Here is an 18,489-nt window from a genome sequence, read left to right as displayed (position 1 = left end):
ATACCCCTGCTCAAATTCAGATCCGGCGCCCTTGGTTCCAGGTCCTGCGCTTGCTCGTGATCGGCCGCCGGGGCTTCTTCTTCGGCGTACGGACCGGCGTCGGATCCTCGGGCACGTCGCGCGGTACGTGCTGGCCGGTGGGGCATTGATAGACGAAGTGCCCCGGATTCTCGGCAAGCCGGTCGACCAGTCGCGAGCCCTCTCGCGTCAGCCGGTGAGAACGGTCGACTCCATTGCCGGAAGATTTGATCAGTCGCAGCTGGTGGAGTTCCATGAGTGAGTCGCGCACCTTCGTCAGCGGTATACACGGGCACAGAACACCGATCAGCTGGTGGTAGGTTGACGCGTCCGACGCCAGTGCACCGAGGAGCAGCAGGGCGATCGGTGATGGTTTCGGCCCTCTGACGGCGGTAGGGCGCTCGTCGGCTGGGGTGGTGGCGGGCGCCTGCCGTGAGGGCGTACGTGCGGAAGGCTTTTCGGACTCCGGGGCGAAAACGGCGAGTTCGCGGCCGTAGCCGATCACTAGCCGGCCTTCGGCGAAGGAGATAGATCTTATGGTGTCCGGCAGGTAGAGCGTGGTGGGCCCTTCGGCGGCCGGAAGCGTCCACAGTTTCACGGCATTGTCGGACACTGCCGCGAGCAAGGGAGCCTCCGAGAAGCGCAGAAGTGACACATCGGCGAAGTCGCCGTTGATCGTTTGCAGGAGGCGGCCGGTGTCGGCGTCCCAAATCCTGATATATCCGTCTGCGTTGGTCGCTGCCAGGAAATGGACGTCAGGTCCGTGGCCATACGCCAATCGGACCATTTCGTGTCCCCTGCCGATCCATCGCCGGATCCGGCCGCTGGTCAGATCGAGGACGGCACAGCCGTCGAGGCCGCCCAGGAACAGCAGCGGGCGCTCGCGGACCCGGCCGACGGCGATGGCGCTGACCTCCAGCTCGTCCGCGGCCGGGCAGGCCACCGACCGTCCGGTCGTGATCGCGGTCAGCCGTACGCGTCCGACGGCGTCCAGGGCCACGGCGACGGGACGGCGGGAAGAACCGCCCGCCTCCAGTGCCACGATCGGGGCTGATCCTTCGTCGCCGCGCCAGATCCGGTGGCCGGTGGCGGTCAGCCGGGCGGTCAGCGTGCCGTCCGCCGCGGCGGTGAGGATCAGCGGGCCCTCGGGTGACGAGGCGGGGCTGAGGGTGGTGATCGGGCCGCCGCCGGTGGCGTACCCGCCGACACCCCATTCGGTCGCGAGGGAGAACAGCCGCATACGGTCGTCGCCGCAGGCCGTGATGATCACCGATTCGTGGGCCAGCCGCTGGGTGACCACGCTGACGATCGGCTGGGGATGGCTGACCCGCGTGTCGGCGACGCGCAGACCGTCGAGCTCCCACATCCGTACGGTCGCGTCCTCGCCGCAGCTCACCGCCATCGGCGAGCCGTCATGGTTGAGCGCCTGCACCGCGCGGACCGGGCCGGTGTGCGCGGCGTAAACCTGCCGCGCCTGGACATCCCAGACATTCCAGCCGCGCAGCGTGCCGTCCGCCGAGGCCGACAGCAGCATGCGCGCGTCGGTGGACCGCGTCTCCTCGCGCAGCGTCTCCTCCACCGCGGACCGGCTGCTGGCGATGCCCAGGTTGGTGGACCCCAGAACGTGGGAGAGCCGCGCGGACAGCCGGGGTGAATAACGGACAAGGCCGGTGATGGCGGCGTGATGGCCCACCAGGGTCTTGAGCACGGCCCCGGCCGAGAGGTCCCACACCCGGATCGCGCCGTCCTCGCCGCCGATCGCGGCGAGCAGATCCAGGTCGTCCTCCAGGACGGTCATCACGGCCATGTCTCCCGCGCGTCCGCGCAGCTCAGCGAGGACCTTTCCATCGGAAAGCCCCCAGACCAGCCCGGCGCCGTCCGCACCCCCGGCCACCGCGACGGTCCCGCCGTCCCGGAAAACCGAGGCGAGTACGGTCACCGCCGCCTCCCCCACCCGCCGACGCTCGACCAACCGGCCGGTGGCGAGATCCACCACAAGTACCTCGCCCGAGGCACTCCCGATGAGGGCGCTCCTGCCGTCGTGCGTGAGGGTGAGCGGCCCCAGCGGCCCGGGCTCGGCCGCGATCTGGCGTTTTCTGGAACCCCACGACGTCCACGCCGTGCCATCCTGGCCGCAGGTCACCACCAGCAGCCCGGCGACGGCCAGCCCGGTGACCGGTCCGTTGTGCGTGGGAAGCGCCTGCCGCAGGTCGCCGTGGTGCAGATCCCAGCACCGCACGACCCCCGCCGCGTCGGCGGTGATCGCCATCTCATGGCCGGGCAGGTACGCGAGAGCGGTCACGGTCCCGGTATGGCCACGCAGCTCACGCATCAGCAGCCCGTCCCGCAGGCTCCACACCCGGACCACCGGGTCGTCGCCACCGGTGATCGCGATCTGCCGCCCGGCCGCGACCATGCGTACCGGCCGTTCATGGCCGGTCAACGTGGTACGGAGCGCTCGGCTCACGTTGCCGGACGTGGACCATTCGCACTGCCAGGGCAACACCCCGACCGTACGGGGATTGGCGAGCATCCGGCTGAGGTTGCCCTCCCGGTAGCGGATGGCGTCCACCGCGAGGATCTGCCGCCGCGCCTCCGGGTGCGCGGTCAGGTGACGGGGGAGGGAGGCACGATAGACGTCGAAGATCCGCGTCAGATCCAGCACACTATCGTCCGGCTCACGCAGCCCTGTCAGCTTCAGCTCGTAGGCCAGGATCGACTTCGGATCGCCGTACACGAGGAATTCGGGCTGGAGGAGCAGCCGTCCCAGCTGGCCCGCGTCGGCGGCGTGCTCGGCGGCGTGGCGAAGCAGGTACGGCGACGCCAGATCCCAGCGGACCTTGCGGTGGACGGCTGCGGTCCCCAGGAGGCGGCGGTAAACGGCAGCAGCCGCGCGTTCTCTGGTCACTGTGCGAGCAACGCGCGCAGCCGCGCCGTCTGGAGGTAGTTGACGACCTTGTGGAAGTCGAAGGCGTGCACCACGTCGTGGTCGTCGCTGTCCACACCGGCGAACCGCTGGGAGATCCCCTTGCGCGGGATCGCGAACAGATCGCCAGGGTCGGCGAGGTTGGCCCAGCGGGCGACGCCGGGCGGGCGCTCGCCCCGGCCCGCGACCGGGGGTGGGGTGAGCCGTTCGAAGATCGCCTTGGGCGCGGCCAGCGGCGAGCCGAGCGTCACCCACAGCGGGACCTTCAGGGCGGGTTCGGCATGCAGGGTCTCATAGGCGACCACCGTGCCGAGTGAGTGGGCGATGAGCACATCGGGCTGGACCTTCCGGAGCGTGGCCGCCAGCCGCTCCCGCACGGCGGTCCCTTCGCGCAGGTAGGCGGCGGCCTCCTTGACGAAGCGCGTCATCAGCCATTCCACCATCCGGGGGCGCAGCAGCCGCGATTCGGCGACCTCGGCGATATGGGCGCGAACGAGGGAGAAGATCCAGCCCTGGGCGGCACGCTCGCTCGCCGGGAAGCTCTCCAGGAGCTGCGCCAGCAGCTCGCCCTCCTCGTCCGTCAGGTCCTCGAGTTCGTCGTCGCCGCTCTGCCGGAGGGGATCGCGCAGCAGGTCGGCGTAGTAGACCACCGACACGTCCGAGCCTTCGGCGAGCCGCTTGGCCCACAGCGCTGACAGGTGCGCCGCGGCCTGCTCGGCCGTCTCGCCCTGCCGGAAGTTGCCGATGCCGTGGACGCCCACGATTTTCATCTGATGTCTCCGGGTTCGTAGGGGTGGTCCTGGAGGTAGTCGGCGAGGCCCTGGTGGAAGAGCCGGAACAGCTTGCAGCCGTCGTGGTCAACCCCCGTCCAGATGTAGAAACGTCCGGCCTCCAGCAGCGGGCGTACCTCGCTCTCGGTCAGGCCGGGTGCGAACTCCGGCACGACGGCCGCCGCGACGTCGGCGGGGAAGCCGTCGCCCTTCGCCCAGGCGAGCGTGGCCAGCACGGCCCGCAGCCGTCCTCCGTCCGGGCGGAGCCGCAGATCGAGTTCGAGCACGCCGGGAAGCGTGCGCGGGACACTGCCGCCAAGCCGCTCGGCCGCCGCGGCGTCGCCGGGCACCGGCAGCGACTCCAGCGCCCGGCCGTAGATCCTGGCCACCAGGAACGCGCCCCAGCCCCGCCGCCGTGAAACGTCATCGGTGAGCGCCGCGGCGACCGCGCGGGCCATCGCCGCGCGGACAGTACGCGACTGGTAACCGGGGACCTCCTCCAGGCGCTGCCCGAGATGTTGCTCCAGGTCGGCGCGGAGCTCGCCGGGATCGACCTCGTCCAGGTCGATGAGCATGTCCTGGGCCGCGGCCAGCAGTGGCTCGAACCGGGTGCTGCGCCGGGTCCCGACCAGCAACTTGCAGGCGCCCTTGGCCAGCGGCAGCAGCAGCCGATCGACCAGTTCGCCCGGATTGTCGGCCTCATCGAGAGCGTCGAACACCAGCGGCGGCGGTGTCTCCATCCGCTGGATGTGCGCGACCAGCTCGGCCGGCGTCACGGCCTCATCCGCAAATCCAAGCTGCTCAGCCACCGCGGCAGCGATCTCCTCAAGGCCTCGTCCACGCGCGTGGATCGCGACCAGCGCGTCATTGGGCGAGGGCACACCCTCGGGATGCTGCGCCCGCAGATAGTCCCGGATGTCCGGGGCAGCCTCGATGATCTTCTTGTGCGCCGCGCACACCAGCGAGGCGAGCAGTGCCGACTTGCCGCAGCCCGGCGCGCCGGTGACCACGCACAACCCCGTCGCGTACGGGTCGTCCAGCCAGGGAGCGAGCCGGGACCGCAACGTTCGGCGGCCGACGAAGTGGCCGCGCACGCGGTCGATGAAATGCTCGGCGTCCAGGTCGGCGACGAACGCGCGAGCCGGGGGAACGACCTCCATCAGCCGTTCCCTGCGGGGGTCCGGCCGCCAGTTGGGGTTGGGGAAGAACGGCAGGTCGGGCAGGGGAGAGCCCAGGTCGACCTTCGTGGTCCGCAGCCGAGTGGTCGCGCCGAGCGCGCTCAGCCGTAATCGGATGTCGTTGACCAGCCGGTCCCAGCGCACGTGGCGCAGCGTCTCGTCGGTGTCCAGGCCGTTGGCGGCGACACGTTCGAGGGTCTCGGCGACCGCCTCGCTGAACAGCCCGTCGTACGTGGGGTCGTTCGGGCCCGTGGCGGCGATCACCCAGGCGTGTAACTCGTCCTCGGGCACGTCGATGAGCGCGCCCACGCGCGCGGCCCGCCCCGCCCCGCACAGGTCGACGATGAACAGCATGGGCTCGGGCGCGCCGTGGGCCGTACGAACCCAGGCGACCACGTCGGTCCCCAGGCCGGTCCGCCCGCACGAGGGCACCATGTCGAGCTTGTCCCCCAGCTCCGCGTCCCGGGAACGTCCACGGTCCGACAGCCTGGTGTGGCCATGCGAGATCACGTGGATGATGCGATGCCCGCCGTCCAGCGCCGCGTCGGTGTGCGCGAGCACCGCGCCACGATCCGGGTTGGCGACAGCGGTCACCTCGTAGGCCAGTTTCCGGTACGCCTGCTCCAACCGGGGCATACGTTCCTCGACGAAGGGCAGGTCGGCCCAGGCGCGCGCGCCCGTCTCAGGCTCCTCGTCCGCGTCGACGGTGTGACCGAACCGGCTCACGCCCATCAGCAGCACACGCGACATCCAGCCCTCCGATCGCCGACCACATCAACCGTAGTCCGCGAGTCAGGGGCAGAACGTTACTGCGTACCTTCCGGAATCTGGTCGGGCGTGATCGCGCCGTCACCCGGGATGCCCGTCAAGTAGGCGTGCTGGTGGCCGTTACCAGCGTCAACGTTGAGCTGGTCGAGCTGGGTCGCGGCGACCGACCACATCATGACGGCGGTGGACCGCTGCCGGGAAACCAGATCGAGCAGGGGCTTGCGCTGGTCTTCAGGAAGCGTTTGCACGAGCGCGTACGTATCGAGCGCGGCCCCCAACGCGTTGACGGCACTACGGAACCCGCCCCGGGCCACATTGGTAGCAGTCATCCCAGAAGGCGATTCGGCATGCTTTTCCGCGACTTTTCGTACGACGTCCTGCCAGCCGCGGACGATCTCCGGCACGGTCGGCTGCGCTGCGGTGGTGGTGTCCCGCGGAACCGCGAGCGCGAGCGCGGCGAGAACCTTGTCCAGTTCCTTGGCCGTCGATTTGGCCAGCGTGGTCAACTCGCCGATCTGCTTCACATCCCGATCCGCGTCGGCCTTGCGCAGATCCGCGATGGCGACCTCACTCGCATCCGGAACGGCGACAAGATACCCCGCCGCCGCCCCACCCAGCCCCGCCACCACAGCAACGGTGACCACCAGACGACTAACCCGCCCCGCCCCCCGAGCCACCACCGGCGGCGACGAAACCACAGGCTTTCGACGTGCCTTGGTGGACATCCGCACTCCTCCGCTGTCAGGCTGCGCCCCCGACGCTACTAGTTCCGCCGACCACGGTCCATCTTTTGCACGTCGAAAATCGTAAGGCGGTGAGGGGTGAACATGCGACCGTCGGAGCGGCCGTGGCTCAGGCGACTTTCACGGAGTGGTCGCCGAAGTCGGCCACCACGTCCAGGGTTCCGCCCAGTGCGGTGACGTAGGCGCGCAGGATGTCCAGACCGCCGATCTTGCCGTGCTCGATCTGGGATACGCGTGCCTGAGAGATGCCCATCCGTTCGGCGAGGAGCTTCTGGGAGACGCCCAGACGTTTGCGCATCTCGGCGAGCTGGGCACCGCGCAACTCTGCCCGCAGTTGCTCGCGGCTGGCCTCCCGGGCGGCGACCCGCTCGATGGAATCCCAGTCGGGGTCGACCTCACGGATCTTGGCTTTGGTATCAGACCACTTCACGAACTCGCTCATCACCCTTCCTCCTTCTCCTTCTCAGCGCGGTATGCCGCGTAGCGTTCCTCCGCCAGGGGGATCGCGGCGCGGTACCACCGCCTCCATTCCCCGGACTTGTCACCGGCGACCAGCACGATCGCCTCCCGCGTCGGGTCGAAGACGAACAGCAGCCGGATCTCCGCCTTGCCGGGCACGCGGGGCCGTAGCTCTTTGAGGCTGTGCAGGATGCGCGAGTGGTGGATCCGGTCGACCAGCGGACGACCGAGCTTCGGGCCCTGCAGCGCGAGCTCGTCCAGTGCTTCCTCGATCTTCTCCGCAGTGGCGGGGTCGTTCTTGCAGATGTCGAGGAACCAGGCGTTCACCTCGGCATGCAGCGTGATCTCCCAGGCCATACTGCCAATATAACGGATCCTTATATCATTCTGGAGCGCCGCGCGGTCTTGACTGGTCATTGGCTCGGGCGAGTGGTTCTTGGGCTGAGGGCTTTAGCGCCCCTTCACCGATGGTTTGCGCGTGATGATGGCCGCGATTTTGTGGCAGGTAGCCTGGCGAGTGTCGGTGCTGTGGAGGTGGGTTTGTCCCTCTGTGGGCCGGTGGGGTGGGGGCGTGTGGGCTCAGGGCGTACACGCGGGAATCCCGGACATGGGGGTTAAGCGCAGACATCAGCCAGAGGGGGAGATCCATGAAGGCAGTCGTCTGGCATGACATCGGGAAGATTGCGCTGGAGCAGGTTCCGGAGCCGGCGGTGCGGGGGCCGCAGGATGCTGTAGTCCGGATCACTACCAGTGCGATATGTGGCACTGACCTGCATTTTGCTCGGGGGACGGTGCCGGGGATGCGGCCGGGGACCGTGCTCGGGCATGAGGGGGTGGGTGTGGTCGAGGAGCTGGGGACGCAGGTGCGGAACTTCAATCCGGGCGATCGGGTCGTGGTGTGTTCCACGATCGCGTGCGGGCACTGCGTGTACTGCCGGGCCGGATATTTCTCGCAATGTGATGTTGCGAATCCGAACGGGCCGAACGCGGGGACGGCGTACTTCGGTGGGCCGGCGGCTACTGGGCCCTTTGATGGGCTGCAGGCGGAGTTCGCGCGGATTCCCTACGCTCACACGACAATGGTGGCGATTCCGCCTGGTGTCACGGATGAGCAGGCGATCCTGATCAGCGACATCTTCCCGACCGGGTGGTTCGGGGCACGGCTGGCGCAGGTGGGCAGCGGGGACGTCGTCGTGGTGCTCGGCGCGGGGCCGGTCGGGCAGTTGGCGGCGCTGTCGGCGCGGATGCAGGGGGCGGGGCGAGTCCTGATCGTGGACGGCAACGCCGATCGGCTGGAGACGGCTCGGCTGCAGAACGCGGAGACGATCAACTTCAATGCGGAGGATCCCGTCGAAGTGGTACGCGAGCTGACCGGTGGGGTCGGCGCCGATCGGGTGATCGAAGCGGTGGGGGTCGACGCCGAGAGTCCGAAGGCGGGGCCTGCGGCGGGGGGTGCCGATCGGGTGGCCTTCGAGCGGGAGCGGCGGCAGGTGGCGCCGCGGACCAACGTCGAGGATGGGCACTGGGTGCCGGGGGACGCGCCCAGCCAGGCGTTGCGTTGGGCGGTGGAGATGGCGGCCAAGGCGGGGACCATCGGCATCATCGGGGTGTACCCATCGAACTTCGACAGTTTCCCGCTTGGTATGGCCATGAACCGGAACCTCACCATTCAGGCGGGTAACTGCCATCACCGGCACTACGTTCCGGGGCTGCTCAGCAAGGTCGCTACCGGGGCTGCCGATCCGACGACCATTCTGACGCAGCAGGAGGAACTGCCTACGGCGATCCACGCCTACGAGGCTTTCGATCGCCGCGAGCCTGGGTGGACCAAGGTTTCCCTGGAGCTCATGTAGATGTCCTGAAATTCCATGACATCGGCGGGATCGCTGAGGGGCTCGGCCTCTGGAGCGAACGCCGGAGGTGGTGAGGCCTCGATGAGGCTTGACTTCATCAGATCTCTGTACGAGGAGCGGGGGCCGGTTGCTTCCGTGTATATGCCGACGAATCGGATCACCAAGGCGGTGGCCGTCATGGTCGGGTTGCGGTGGCGGCATATCAGCGAGCGGCTCGCGGAGGCGGGGGCTCCCGATGAGGTCGTCGCGCGGATCGGGGAGTTCGTCGGTGATCCTGCGCCGGGGAGGGCGGTTTTCTGCTCCTCTTCCGGGGTGATGTTCAGTGAGCCGCTGTCGGCTGGGCCGGAGTGGGATATCGCTCGGTGGTCCGCGCTTCCGCATGTGATGCCGTTGCTGGCGCAGCGGGGGGAGCGGGTGCCGTACATGCAGGTCATGGTGGATCACACCGGAGCCGATGTGATCGTTCTCAGTGGCGGGGGGCGGCGGGAGCTCGTCGTACAGGCTGAGGATTGGCCGATTCACAAGGCCGCGCAGGGAGGCATGTCGCAGCCCCGGTATGAGCGGGATGTCGAGGAGACCTGGCGGCGTAATGCCGTCGCGACCGCTGAGGTCATCGCGAAGGAGGCGGCTCAGAGCGAGGCCGAGCTCATTGTCATCGGGGGAGATCCGAAATCTCGGCATATGGTGCTGGATCGGCTGGGGAAGGATGTGGCTCAGCGGGTGGTGGTGGCCGAGAACGGCGGGCGTTCACCGGGCGAGATGCCCAAAAGCTACCTGCGGAAGGTCGACGAGGCCCTCAGGTCATGGCTCGTTCAGCGCCAGAGCGAGCTGGTCGACGCCTACCGGAATGGGCCCGCGGTCAGCGGGTTGCACGAGACGGCTCGTGCGCTTCGGGTGAGCCAGGTCGCCAAGGTGCTCATAGCGGAAAGTCCGTCGTTCGAGGAGATGGTGTGGATCGGCCCCGAGGGACCGCAGTTCTCCCCTGACCGGGAGGAAATGTGCGCTTGGGGCGTGGCGGAGCCGATCAGCGAGCGCGCGGACGCCGCCTTGGCCCGAGCTGTCGCCACCACCGACGCCGAACTCTGGTTCGTCCCCGAACTCGACTCTCCGGAGGGAGTGGGCGCGATCCTGCGGTTCTGATACCGAATGGGATCGCCGAGGCATCACGAACTCGAAGCGGCACATCGATGCCATGGCTGAATCCAATCTCCCTCCGGGCATAAGGCGCATAATAGGGCAAACGACTCAAATGGAAGACCGTCGAGAGCCCCGCCAGCCATACCTCCTTGTGGTGAAATATGCCGAATGGAGCAGACGAGGCAGTTGGTGGGCGAGATGCTGGTCTGCTGTTTCGGGGTCGTCCTGCTCACGGGCGGCTTCCTGGCATTCTTCTTCACGCCTAGCAGCCAGATGGTGCTCTACGACGGCGCCTATGAGCAGCTGCGGGGTGTTCCCATGAGCGCCGCCTACAACTCGCTCCTGGAGATCAGCTTTGAGGTGCGCGGTGGCCTGCTCATGCGACAACTGCACCAAAGCTCCACTTACCTGCTCGTCTTGGGGACCGTCGTCTGGGCTCTGCTCGGCCGTTTCCGGTACGCAGTCGCGGTGCTGTGCCAAGGCGTGCTCGGAGGGCTTTCCGGCTATGGGGCCGCCGATGACTTACTGAGCGGGACCGCCCTGGGACGGCTGCCCGTTCCTTGGTGGTACGGCCTGCACCTGCTGATGGCGGTGGCCGTGGGCGCCGTACTGGTGATCTCCTCGCAGCGGGAGGCCGCCCGGCAACCCAGAACATTTCGCCTGGTAGCTCTGAGCCTGGGTCTCACTACTCTGGCGATCTTCTGGCTCTGACCCGATACGCTGATTCGCCAGCTGCGCGTCCAAGAACGAGAAGAAGGTCTTCGATGGGAGCTTTTGCGGCGGAGTTTGAGGTGCTTGATGAGCGGTTCGCTGGGGTGGGTGGGGATCACTGGGTTGAGCGGATTTATCACGGGTGCCGATGGGCTGAGGGGCCGGCGTACGTGGCGGCGGGGCGGTATCTGGTGTGGAGCGACATCCCGAACGATCGGATGTTGCGGTGGGATGAGATGACGGGGAACGTGGGGCCGTTTCGGGTGCCTGCGGGGTATACGAATGGGCACACGATTGATCGGCAGGGGCGGCTGGTCTCTTGTGAGCATGGGAATCGGCGGGTGACGCGTACCGAGCATGATGGGTCGATCACCGTGGTCGCGGACCGGTGGGAAGGGAAGCGGTTCAACAGTCCCAATGATGTTGTGGTGAAGTCGGATGGCTCGATCTGGTTCACCGATCCGCGGTACGGGATCGACAGTGACTACGAAGGACATCAGGCGGAGAGTGAGATCGGCAACGATCAGGTCTATCGGGTCGATGGGGTGACAGGGCAGGTCACCGTGGTCGCGGATGACTTCGTCAGGCCGAATGGGCTGGCGTTCTCGTTGGATGAATCCCTGCTTTATGTCGTCGACACGCGTCGCAAACAGCTGCGGGTCTTTGACGTGGACGGTCAGGTGTTGCGGAACAGCAGGGTGCTCGCGGAGTGTTCGGCGGGCAGCTTCGATGGGATCAGGCTCGACGCTAAAGGGCGGATCTGGGCCGCGACGGGCGAAGGTGTGCACTGCTTCGACCCGGATGGGACATTGATCGGCAAGCTCAAGCTTCCCGAGAAGACGTCGAACCTGGTCTTCGGCGGCCTGAAGCGGAACTGGCTGTTCATGACGGCAACCACCTCGGTGTACGCGATCATGACCAACGTTCGCGGAGCATGACGCTATTCACCCGGTCCGGCGAGGACTTCCGGGGCGGCAGCCTGGGGTGATGGGCGCGGATCGCGGAGGTCGCAGCCGACCGCGCCCATGGCGAAGTCGTAGATGAGCTCCAAGGCTTCGTCCCTGATCATGCTGGCCCCCATGACCACATGGAACCCGTAAATATCCTCCAGACCTACGAAATTTCGGGCGATGGACAGCGCAGGTGAGCTGAGCGTGAAGACGCCCAGCGCCGCCCCTGTAGTGATCACGGATTCGTAGATCGAGATCTGGCTGTCGTTGAGGCTCTTCCACGAGACCTGGTAGATCGGATTGCGGCGAATCAGCCCGGTGAACTCGTTGAGCAGGCACAGCAGCTCATCATCGGGACCGGTCGCGACCCCCCGCTCGATCAGCGCCCGCAACCGCACCACCGGATCATCAATCGTCCGCACGAGCTCCCAGCGCGCCTGCGCGAACCGCGCGATCGCATCCGCCTGCACCTGCCGCAGCAACTCATCGATCGTCGGAAAGTAGTACGTCACCGACCCCGGCGACATGCTCGCCGCCTGGGCGATATCACGGACACCGACTGTCACCAGCCCACGCTTGAGTATGGCCTTGCGCGCGGCCTCCAGCAGGTGCTTCCGCCGGGCGGCTTGATCCTTCTTCCGTGACATGCCGACACCCTACTGCCAATCCGCCGTACAGACGAGCGAAGAATTAATTGAACCGTAACAGGCCGATTAGATGGTCTTGTTCAGGGTATTGACATGCGCCGATCCATCATTCTTTACTTGCCCGTACGAAGAAAGAAGGTCGCTGGCTACGTCGCCTCGGGGCGCGCCTTCCACCGCCGACCCATGCACCCAGACCCATGAACAGGGAGTCGATCAGCCATGCGAAGCAGACTGTTGTGCTGCGCTGTCGCCGCGACCTTGCTGGCCACCGGATGCGCGGAGCGGGCCGGGCAACCGGGCCAGGCCGCGGCCGCCTCCACGCCGTCGACGCCGGGCTTCCTGGCGGTGGCGGACAACTCCGCGGCCCCGGGCGGCGCGGTCACCCTGCAGGTGGCGGCCGACAACGCGGCGGCGGCGGGGCTGGATCCGCAGATGTCCGCCGCGGCGGCCTCGTGGAACCTGATGAGCTTCGTCTATCAGCCGCTCGTCACCGTGGGACCCGACTACACGATCGAGCCGCTGCTCGCCGAGAAGTGGGCGACCCCGGATCCCACCACCTACGTGTTCAGCCTCCGCCCGGGCGTCTCCTTCTCCAACGGCCGCGCGATGACCGCCGACGACGTGGTCGGCACCATGAAACGTCTGCTGGCCAGCCAGTCCAGCTGGGCCGGCCAGCTGGGCCCGGTCGAGTCGGTGGAGAAGACGGCCGACAACGAGGTGACCTTCAAGCTGAAGTCGCCGTACACGCCGCTGCTCGGGGCGCTGGCCAACATCAACGCGTCGATCCTGCCGATGAAGGAGATCGATGAGAAGTCGATCGACGTCACCAAGGAGACGCTGGGCACCGGTCCTTTCGTGGTGGGTGAGCACCGGCAGGACGTGGCGTGGACGTTCAAGAAGAACCCGGCGTACTGGAACAAAGAGCAGCCGGTTGTGGACACGCTGACCGTGGAGATCGTGCCGCAGGAGGCGACCCGGCTGGCCGCGCTGAGGGATGGCAGCGCGCAGATGTCCGCGTTCGTGAACGCCGACACGGCGAAGCTGCTGGAGGGTGTGCCGAACGTGCGGGTCGCCACTCAGACCACCAGTGACTACCACTATCTGAATCTGAACTCGCTGGGGAAGACCTTCGCCGACCAGCGCGTACGGCAGGCGGTCAACATCGCCCTCGACCGCAAGCAGATCGCCGAGGTCGCCACCGGCGGGCAGAGCAAGCCGACCGGCGTCACCCCCGAAGGCTTGCCCGACGCCTGCGACCCCGCGAAGGTGCCGTCGGCGACGGCCGGGCTGGAGAAGGCGAAGGCGCTGCTCAAGGAGGCGGGCGCGGAGAACCTCACGTTCACCCTCGCCACGTACACGACGGATCCGGTGCTGGGGCAGATCGCGCAGATCATGCAGCAGAACCTGCAGCGGATCGGCGTCACCATGAAGATCGAGCTGCTCGACGAGGGCACCTGGGCCAACCGGGTGTATGTGGAGAGCCCTCCCAATTTCGAAGCCTCGATGACCTGGTTCGCCGGGTATGTGGATGGCGCGATGGTCTCCCGCTGGTGGAACCCGGACACCTCGCTCTTCAACAAGGCGTTCATGAAGACCGACCCCGAGCTGAACGCCCTCATCGACAAGGCCGCCGCCGATCTGCCCGGTCCGGCCCGGGCTACGACGTTCCAGCAGCTCTGCGACCGCGCCGACGCGAACGCGGAGATGATCCCGCTGGCGACCCGCCCGCAGTACCTGGCCTACCGGTCGGACACGTTGAGCCCGAACATCATGGCGAACGAGGGCTACGGCAACCCGTACCGGATGATTTCCACCTTCCGTGAGCTGGCCCGATGAGATTGTTCGTGTGGTCGGCCACCCGGCTGTTCAGCGCCGCGCTGACGCTGCTCGGGGTGTCGATCCTCATTTTCGGCGCGATGCGGCTGATGCCCGGCGGTTACGCCACCATCGTGCTCGGACCGCTCGCCTCGCCCGAGCAGCGCGCCGAACTCACCGCCAGCTTCGGGCTGAACGACCCGATTCTGGTGCAGTACGCCCACTGGATCCAGACGGCTTTCGGCGGCGATTTCGGCCGATCCCTGGTCAGCAACGATCCGGTGGCCGCCGAGCTCGGCTCCCGGCTGCCGGTGACGCTGCAGCTCACGCTCATGTCCGCCATTCCGGGCGTGCTCATCGGCGCGGCCCTCGGCATCCTCATCGCCGTACGGCGCGGCACCCGCGGTCGCGCCCTGGGCCGGATCGCGAGCGCCCTCGGCGTCAGCCTGCCGGAATACGTGGTCGGCGGCATCGCCGTGTACCTCTTCTCCAGGTACGCCCTGGGCCTCACCGTCGGCGGTTACGTGCCGTTCGGCGAGGATCCGGCCACCAATCTGGCCGCGATGGTGCTGCCCGCGAGCGTGCTCGCCGTGTTCGTCGTGTCGGCGACCGCGCGTACGACCAGGGACGCGGTGTTGAACGTGCTGCACGAGCCGTACATCACGACAGCCGTGTCGCGGGGCCAGTCGCCGTGGTCGATCGTCCGGCATCACGTGTTGCGGAATGCCGCGATTCCGGTGCTGGTCGTGGCGTCGACCGTCACCGCGTACCTGCTGGGCGGGGCCGTGATCGTCGAGTATCTGTTCAATCTGCCCGGAGTGGGGTCCTACGTGGTGCAGGCCATCACCCGCCGCGACTACGCCGTCGTGCAGGCGGGGGTGCTGCTGGCCGCCGCGCTCTTCATTTTCACGAACATGGTCGTCGACCTGCTCGTGGGCGTGATCGATCCGCGGCTTGGAGTTTCGAAATGAAGCGACTCGACGGGATCGCACGGAGCGGGCTCGTATTCCTGCTGGCGCTCGTGGTGCTCGTCGTGGTCGCGCAGGTGACCGGGCTCGGCGGCGACCCCGAGAAGATCGTCGGGCCTCGGCTGGCACCGCCGGGGCCTGAATGGTGGCTCGGCACCGACAGTCTGGGGCGTTCGACGCTGCCCCGGGTGTTGCAGGGCACCGGGACGTCGCTGCTGCTGTCGGCGGTCGCCGTGCTCGCGACGGCGGTGGTGGCGACCGCGCTCGGCGTGCTGGCCGGATACCAGGGCGGCGCGCTGAACGAGATCGTGATGCGCGTCGTCGACGTCCTGTACTCGTTTCCGGCCATCATCCTGGCGATTCTGGTCGCAGCGCTGGTCAACCCGGGTCTGGACGCGGCCGTGGCCAGCATCGTGCTGGTGACGATCCCGCTCATGACACGCGTGGTACGGGCGGCGGCGCTCACCGTCTCGCACCGCGACTACGTCACCTCCGCGATCATCAGCGGCGCGCGCCTGCCCCGCGTGCTCGGACGGCACATCCTCCCGAACGTCGCCGGAACGGTCGCCGTCCAGGGCACGTACGCGCTGTCCATCGGCATCCTCGTCGAAGGCGGCCTCAGCTTCCTGGGACTGGGCGTGCAACCGCCGCAGGCCTCCCTCGGCGTGCTGATCTCGGAAGGAACCGTCTACCTGACCTACGCGCCGTGGCTGCTGCTCGGCCCTGGTGTGGTGCTCGTGCTGGCGATCCTGTCCATCAACGTGCTCGGCGACGGCCTGCGCGACCAGCTCGACCCGCGAACTTCGAGGTCGCTGACATGACACATCTGCTCGACGTGCGCGACCTGGTCGTCGACTACGTGCTGGCCGATCGCCGGGTGCGCGCCCTCGACGGGGCCAGCCTCACTATGGCATCCGGGGAGAGCGTGGCGCTGGTCGGCGAGAGCGGCTCCGGCAAGTCCACGCTCGGCTCGGCCGCCGGCCGGCTGCTGCCGCCCTCCGCCGACCTGCGGTCCGGCGACATCGCGGTGCTGGGCGAGTCGCTGGCCGGTCTGTCCAACGCCCGGATCAGGCAGGTACGGCGCGAGCGGCTCGGCTTCGTCTTCCAGGACCCGATCGGCGCCCTCGACCCGACCATGCGGATCGGCCGCCAGATGCGGCTGGCGCAAGGCGATCGCGGGAGCATCCGCGACCAGCTCGAACGAGTGCGGCTGAACGACCCGGAGCGCGTCATGCGGGCATTCCCGCACCAACTCTCCGGCGGCATGGCGCAGCGCGTCGGCATCGCCATGGCGCTGTCGGCCCGCCCCCGCCTGCTGGTCGCCGACGAACCCACGGCGGCGCTGGACAGTCAGGTCCGGCAGGACGTGCTCGACACCGTGTTCGCGCTGGCCGCCGAGGCCGGAACCGGCATCCTGCTGCTCACCCACGATTTGTCGGCCGTCTCCCGCCGCTGCTCGCGCATGGCCGTCATGTACGGCGGCCGCGTCGTCGAGGACGGTCCGACCGCGGAGGTGCTGAGTTCTCCGCTGCATCCGTACACGGCGGCGCTCGCCCGTTCCGTGCCGGGCAACACTGCGCGCGGCGAGCGGCTGGAATCGATCCCCGGGCGTCCGCCGGTGCTGACCTCCGAGTCGGCCGGATGCGCGTTCGCGGCGCGCTGCGCCTTCGCCGAGGATCGCTGCCGCAACGAACGCCCAGTCCCGACGCGGGTCGATGGTCGTACGGTGCTCTGCCACCGCGTGGCGGAAGGGGTGTCATGACACTGCTCGAACTCGACGAGGTGACCGTGCGATTCCGCACCGGTCCGCCGTTCCGGCGCCAAACGCACGACGCGATGCGCAACGTCTCCCTGCTGGTACGGCCCGGCGAGACGCTTGGCCTGGTCGGCGAATCCGGCTCGGGCAAGACCACGACCGGCATGACCGCCCTCGGCCTGCGCCGCCCGACGACCGGCAAGGTGCGGTTCGGCGGCGTGCCCTTCCCCAAGAACCGGCGGATGCTGGCCGGTCGGCTGCAGGCCGTGCTGCAACATCCGCAGTGGTCGCTGAACCCTCGCATGCGGATCGGGCAGAGCGTCGCAGAACCACTCGACGTGCTCGGCGGCGCGTCCAAGGCCGAAACGGCGGAGCGGGTGCCGCGCCTGCTCGCTGACGTCGGCCTCGACCCCGAGCTCGCCCGGCGCTACCCGCACGAACTCTCCGGCGGGCAGCGGCAGCGCGTCTCGATCGCGCGAGCGCTGATCACCAGGCCCGAGTTCATCGTCTTCGACGAACCCGTCAGCGCGCTCGACGTCTCGGTGCAGGCGCAGATCCTCAACCTGGTCCGCGACCTGCAGGCCCAGTTCGGGTTCGGCGCGCTGTTCATCTCCCACGATCTGGCGGCCGTGCGGTACGTCGCCGCGCGCATCGCCGTGATGTGCGACGGCGAGGTCGTCGAGACCGCCGACACCGAAGTCTTCTACACCCATCCCCAGCACGAATACTCACGCCGGCTACTGGAGGCATTGTGACCACCCGCTCCCACCTCGCGCCCTTCTCCCGGTTCGCACCGGGCGTCATCGGCAACCGGGACCTGCGTCTGGTGCCGCAGGCGAGTCCCGGTGCGCGTACGGTCGCGTTCGACTTTCCAGGCGTGGAGGTGGGGACGGCCGAATACGCGGAAGGGCCGACCGGGTGCACGGTGGTGCATGTTCCGGCCGGGGCTCGTACGTTCACGGACGCGCGGGGCGGTGCGGTCGGGATGAGCGGCGGGTATGACCGGAACCATGCGATCTGCCTGACCGGCGGGTCGGTTTATGGGTTGTCGGCTGTGGCCGGGGTTGGCGCGGAGTTGCTGGAACGGCAGCAGAACTGCACGCGCTGGGACGTGCTGCAGTGTGTGTCGGGCGCGGTCATCTACGACTACTCCGCCCGGGACAACGCCATCACCCCCGACGAGGAACTCGGTCGCGCCGCGTTGCGCCATGCCCGCACCGACCGGATCGCCGTCGGCCGGGCCGGGGCCGGAGCCAGCGCGACCGTCGGAAAGGTCGACTATGTCCGCGCCGAATTTGCCGGTCAGGGTGCCGCCTTCCGGCAATACGGCCAGATCAGGATGCTCTTCGTGACCGTGCTCAACGCCGTCGGTGTCATCGTTGACCGTGAGGGAAGGGTTGTGCGGGGCAACCTCTGGGGCGAGTCCCTCGAACGGCGTCATCCCCTCACCGACTACGAGAACGGCATCAACGGCGCTAATCTCGCCCCCGTGCACGGCAACACCACGATCAGCGTGCTGGTCACCAACGTCAAACTGTCGGACTACTCGCTCCGCCAACTCGGGCTTCAGGTGCACAGTTCCATGCACCGGGGCATCCAGCCGTTCCACACCGAAAGCGACGGCGACACCCTGTTCACCCTTACCACCGACGAGGTGGACCTGACCGGGATCAGCACGGCCGGCTTCGGCACACTGGCATCCGACACCGCGTGGGACGCCATCCTGGCCGCCCTCGACTAAACAACAGGAGGCGCCCGCTATGACTGGACATGATTTCTTTGCGCAGCCG

17 protein-coding genes are annotated in these 18,489 nt (G+C 67.9%); 10 read left to right on the top strand and 7 right to left on the bottom strand.

What is annotated here, in order from left to right:
- Nucleotides 1-16: 16 nt before the first annotated feature.
- The 6 genes from Amac_RS13455 to Amac_RS13430 form a co-directional block, all read right to left on the bottom strand.
- Complete coding sequence (locus Amac_RS13455) at nucleotides 17-2,926, bottom strand: WD40 repeat domain-containing protein (RefSeq protein WP_155354686.1); 2,910 nt, start codon at nucleotides 2,924-2,926, stop codon at nucleotides 17-19.
- The gene (locus Amac_RS13450) at nucleotides 2,923-3,714 is read right to left on the bottom strand and encodes a serine peptidase (RefSeq protein ID WP_155354685.1); all 792 of its coding nucleotides are present in this window, start codon (nucleotides 3,712-3,714) and stop codon (nucleotides 2,923-2,925) included. Before Amac_RS13450 ends, Amac_RS13455 begins: the two co-directional genes overlap by 4 nt.
- Nucleotides 3,711-5,642 carry a P-loop domain-containing protein gene (locus Amac_RS13445; RefSeq protein ID WP_155354684.1) on the bottom strand — a complete coding sequence of 644 codons (1,932 nt, stop codon included), beginning with the start codon at nucleotides 5,640-5,642 and terminating at the stop codon, nucleotides 3,711-3,713. Before Amac_RS13445 ends, Amac_RS13450 begins: the two co-directional genes overlap by 4 nt.
- A gap of 56 nt (nucleotides 5,643-5,698) precedes the next feature.
- Nucleotides 5,699-6,385: a hypothetical protein gene (locus tag Amac_RS13440; protein ID WP_155354683.1), complete on the bottom strand. Its 687-nt coding sequence runs from the start codon at nucleotides 6,383-6,385 to the stop codon at nucleotides 5,699-5,701.
- A 127-nt stretch (nucleotides 6,386-6,512) separates the two neighbouring features.
- Nucleotides 6,513-6,845: a helix-turn-helix domain-containing protein gene (locus Amac_RS13435; protein WP_155354682.1), complete on the bottom strand. Its 333-nt coding sequence runs from the start codon at nucleotides 6,843-6,845 to the stop codon at nucleotides 6,513-6,515.
- Nucleotides 6,845-7,219 (bottom strand): type II toxin-antitoxin system RelE/ParE family toxin, encoded by a 375-nt coding sequence (locus Amac_RS13430; RefSeq protein WP_155354681.1) that lies wholly within the window; start codon nucleotides 7,217-7,219, stop codon nucleotides 6,845-6,847. Before Amac_RS13430 ends, Amac_RS13435 begins: the two co-directional genes overlap by 1 nt.
- A gap of 290 nt (nucleotides 7,220-7,509) precedes the next feature.
- Here Amac_RS13430 and Amac_RS13425 point away from each other — a divergent pair, with 290 nt between their 5' ends.
- From Amac_RS13425 to Amac_RS13410, 4 genes are all read left to right on the top strand, one after another.
- The gene (locus Amac_RS13425) at nucleotides 7,510-8,715 is read left to right on the top strand and encodes an alcohol dehydrogenase catalytic domain-containing protein (RefSeq protein ID WP_155354680.1); all 1,206 of its coding nucleotides are present in this window, start codon (nucleotides 7,510-7,512) and stop codon (nucleotides 8,713-8,715) included.
- A 141-nt stretch (nucleotides 8,716-8,856) separates the two neighbouring features.
- Nucleotides 8,857-9,855: a baeRF2 domain-containing protein gene (locus Amac_RS13420; RefSeq protein ID WP_155354679.1), complete on the top strand. Its 999-nt coding sequence runs from the start codon at nucleotides 8,857-8,859 to the stop codon at nucleotides 9,853-9,855.
- Nucleotides 9,856-10,020: 165 nt separating this feature from the next.
- On the top strand, nucleotides 10,021-10,563 hold the full coding sequence (locus Amac_RS13415; protein ID WP_155354678.1) for a hypothetical protein: 543 nt from the start codon (nucleotides 10,021-10,023) through the stop codon (nucleotides 10,561-10,563).
- Nucleotides 10,564-10,616: 53 nt separating this feature from the next.
- Nucleotides 10,617-11,501: an SMP-30/gluconolactonase/LRE family protein gene (locus tag Amac_RS13410; RefSeq protein WP_155354677.1), complete on the top strand. Its 885-nt coding sequence runs from the start codon at nucleotides 10,617-10,619 to the stop codon at nucleotides 11,499-11,501.
- A gap of 2 nt (nucleotides 11,502-11,503) precedes the next feature.
- Here Amac_RS13410 and Amac_RS13405 read toward each other — a convergent pair whose 3' ends face one another.
- Nucleotides 11,504-12,160, bottom strand: a complete 657-nt coding sequence (locus Amac_RS13405; protein ID WP_155354676.1) for a TetR/AcrR family transcriptional regulator — start codon at nucleotides 12,158-12,160, stop codon at nucleotides 11,504-11,506.
- 219 nt (nucleotides 12,161-12,379) lie between these two features.
- On the opposite strand from Amac_RS13405, the gene Amac_RS13400 reads away from it, so the two are divergent.
- Genes Amac_RS13400 through Amac_RS13375 form a run of 6 tightly spaced genes read left to right on the top strand, consistent with a single transcriptional unit; the run spans nucleotide 12,380 to nucleotide 18,440 of the window.
- Nucleotides 12,380-13,996 carry an ABC transporter substrate-binding protein gene (locus Amac_RS13400; protein ID WP_155354675.1) on the top strand — a complete coding sequence of 539 codons (1,617 nt, stop codon included), beginning with the start codon at nucleotides 12,380-12,382 and terminating at the stop codon, nucleotides 13,994-13,996.
- Nucleotides 13,993-14,946 carry an ABC transporter permease gene (locus tag Amac_RS13395; protein ID WP_155354674.1) on the top strand — a complete coding sequence of 318 codons (954 nt, stop codon included), beginning with the start codon at nucleotides 13,993-13,995 and terminating at the stop codon, nucleotides 14,944-14,946. The genes Amac_RS13400 and Amac_RS13395 overlap by 4 nt, the downstream gene beginning before the upstream one ends.
- Nucleotides 14,943-15,764 carry an ABC transporter permease gene (locus tag Amac_RS13390; protein WP_155354673.1) on the top strand — a complete coding sequence of 274 codons (822 nt, stop codon included), beginning with the start codon at nucleotides 14,943-14,945 and terminating at the stop codon, nucleotides 15,762-15,764. Before Amac_RS13395 ends, Amac_RS13390 begins: the two co-directional genes overlap by 4 nt.
- Nucleotides 15,761-16,705, top strand: a complete 945-nt coding sequence (locus Amac_RS13385) for an ABC transporter ATP-binding protein (RefSeq protein ID WP_155354672.1) — start codon at nucleotides 15,761-15,763, stop codon at nucleotides 16,703-16,705. The genes Amac_RS13390 and Amac_RS13385 overlap by 4 nt, the downstream gene beginning before the upstream one ends.
- Nucleotides 16,702-17,454 carry an ABC transporter ATP-binding protein gene (locus Amac_RS13380; protein WP_155354671.1) on the top strand — a complete coding sequence of 251 codons (753 nt, stop codon included), beginning with the start codon at nucleotides 16,702-16,704 and terminating at the stop codon, nucleotides 17,452-17,454. Before Amac_RS13385 ends, Amac_RS13380 begins: the two co-directional genes overlap by 4 nt.
- Nucleotides 17,451-18,440, top strand: a complete 990-nt coding sequence (locus tag Amac_RS13375; RefSeq protein ID WP_246268294.1) for a P1 family peptidase — start codon at nucleotides 17,451-17,453, stop codon at nucleotides 18,438-18,440. The genes Amac_RS13380 and Amac_RS13375 overlap by 4 nt, the downstream gene beginning before the upstream one ends.
- The last annotated feature ends 49 nt before the right edge of the window (nucleotides 18,441-18,489 follow it).

Source organism: Acrocarpospora macrocephala, assembly GCF_009687865.1.
GTDB classification, from domain to species: domain Bacteria; phylum Actinomycetota; class Actinomycetes; order Streptosporangiales; family Streptosporangiaceae; genus Acrocarpospora; species Acrocarpospora macrocephala.
Note: the sequence above shows the minus strand (reverse complement) of the source record. Positions and strands in the feature narration are given on the sequence as shown.

What these genes read in the sequence shown, in the direction of transcription:
- Amac_RS13440 (WP_155354683.1), bottom strand. Translation starts at nt 6,385, where the DNA reads ATGTCCACCAAGGCACGTCGAAAGCCTGTGGTTTCGTCGCCGCCGGTG.
- Amac_RS13400 (WP_155354675.1), top strand. Translation starts at nt 12,380, where the DNA reads ATGCGAAGCAGACTGTTGTGCTGCGCTGTCGCCGCGACCTTGCTGGCC.
- Amac_RS13390 (WP_155354673.1), top strand. Translation starts at nt 14,943, where the DNA reads ATGAAGCGACTCGACGGGATCGCACGGAGCGGGCTCGTATTCCTGCTG.
- Amac_RS13385 (WP_155354672.1), top strand. Translation starts at nt 15,761, where the DNA reads ATGACACATCTGCTCGACGTGCGCGACCTGGTCGTCGACTACGTGCTG.
- Amac_RS13395 (WP_155354674.1), top strand. Translation starts at nt 13,993, where the DNA reads ATGAGATTGTTCGTGTGGTCGGCCACCCGGCTGTTCAGCGCCGCGCTG.
- Amac_RS13430 (WP_155354681.1), bottom strand. Translation starts at nt 7,219, where the DNA reads ATGGCCTGGGAGATCACGCTGCATGCCGAGGTGAACGCCTGGTTCCTC.
- Amac_RS13435 (WP_155354682.1), bottom strand. Translation starts at nt 6,845, where the DNA reads ATGAGCGAGTTCGTGAAGTGGTCTGATACCAAAGCCAAGATCCGTGAG.
- Amac_RS13445 (WP_155354684.1), bottom strand. Translation starts at nt 5,642, where the DNA reads ATGTCGCGTGTGCTGCTGATGGGCGTGAGCCGGTTCGGTCACACCGTC.
- Amac_RS13425 (WP_155354680.1), top strand. Translation starts at nt 7,510, where the DNA reads ATGAAGGCAGTCGTCTGGCATGACATCGGGAAGATTGCGCTGGAGCAG.
- Amac_RS13415 (WP_155354678.1), top strand. Translation starts at nt 10,021, where the DNA reads ATGGAGCAGACGAGGCAGTTGGTGGGCGAGATGCTGGTCTGCTGTTTC.
- Amac_RS13410 (WP_155354677.1), top strand. Translation starts at nt 10,617, where the DNA reads ATGGGAGCTTTTGCGGCGGAGTTTGAGGTGCTTGATGAGCGGTTCGCT.
- Amac_RS13420 (WP_155354679.1), top strand. Translation starts at nt 8,857, where the DNA reads ATGCCGACGAATCGGATCACCAAGGCGGTGGCCGTCATGGTCGGGTTG.
- Amac_RS13380 (WP_155354671.1), top strand. Translation starts at nt 16,702, where the DNA reads ATGACACTGCTCGAACTCGACGAGGTGACCGTGCGATTCCGCACCGGT.
- Amac_RS13450 (WP_155354685.1), bottom strand. Translation starts at nt 3,714, where the DNA reads ATGAAAATCGTGGGCGTCCACGGCATCGGCAACTTCCGGCAGGGCGAG.
- Amac_RS13405 (WP_155354676.1), bottom strand. Translation starts at nt 12,160, where the DNA reads ATGTCACGGAAGAAGGATCAAGCCGCCCGGCGGAAGCACCTGCTGGAG.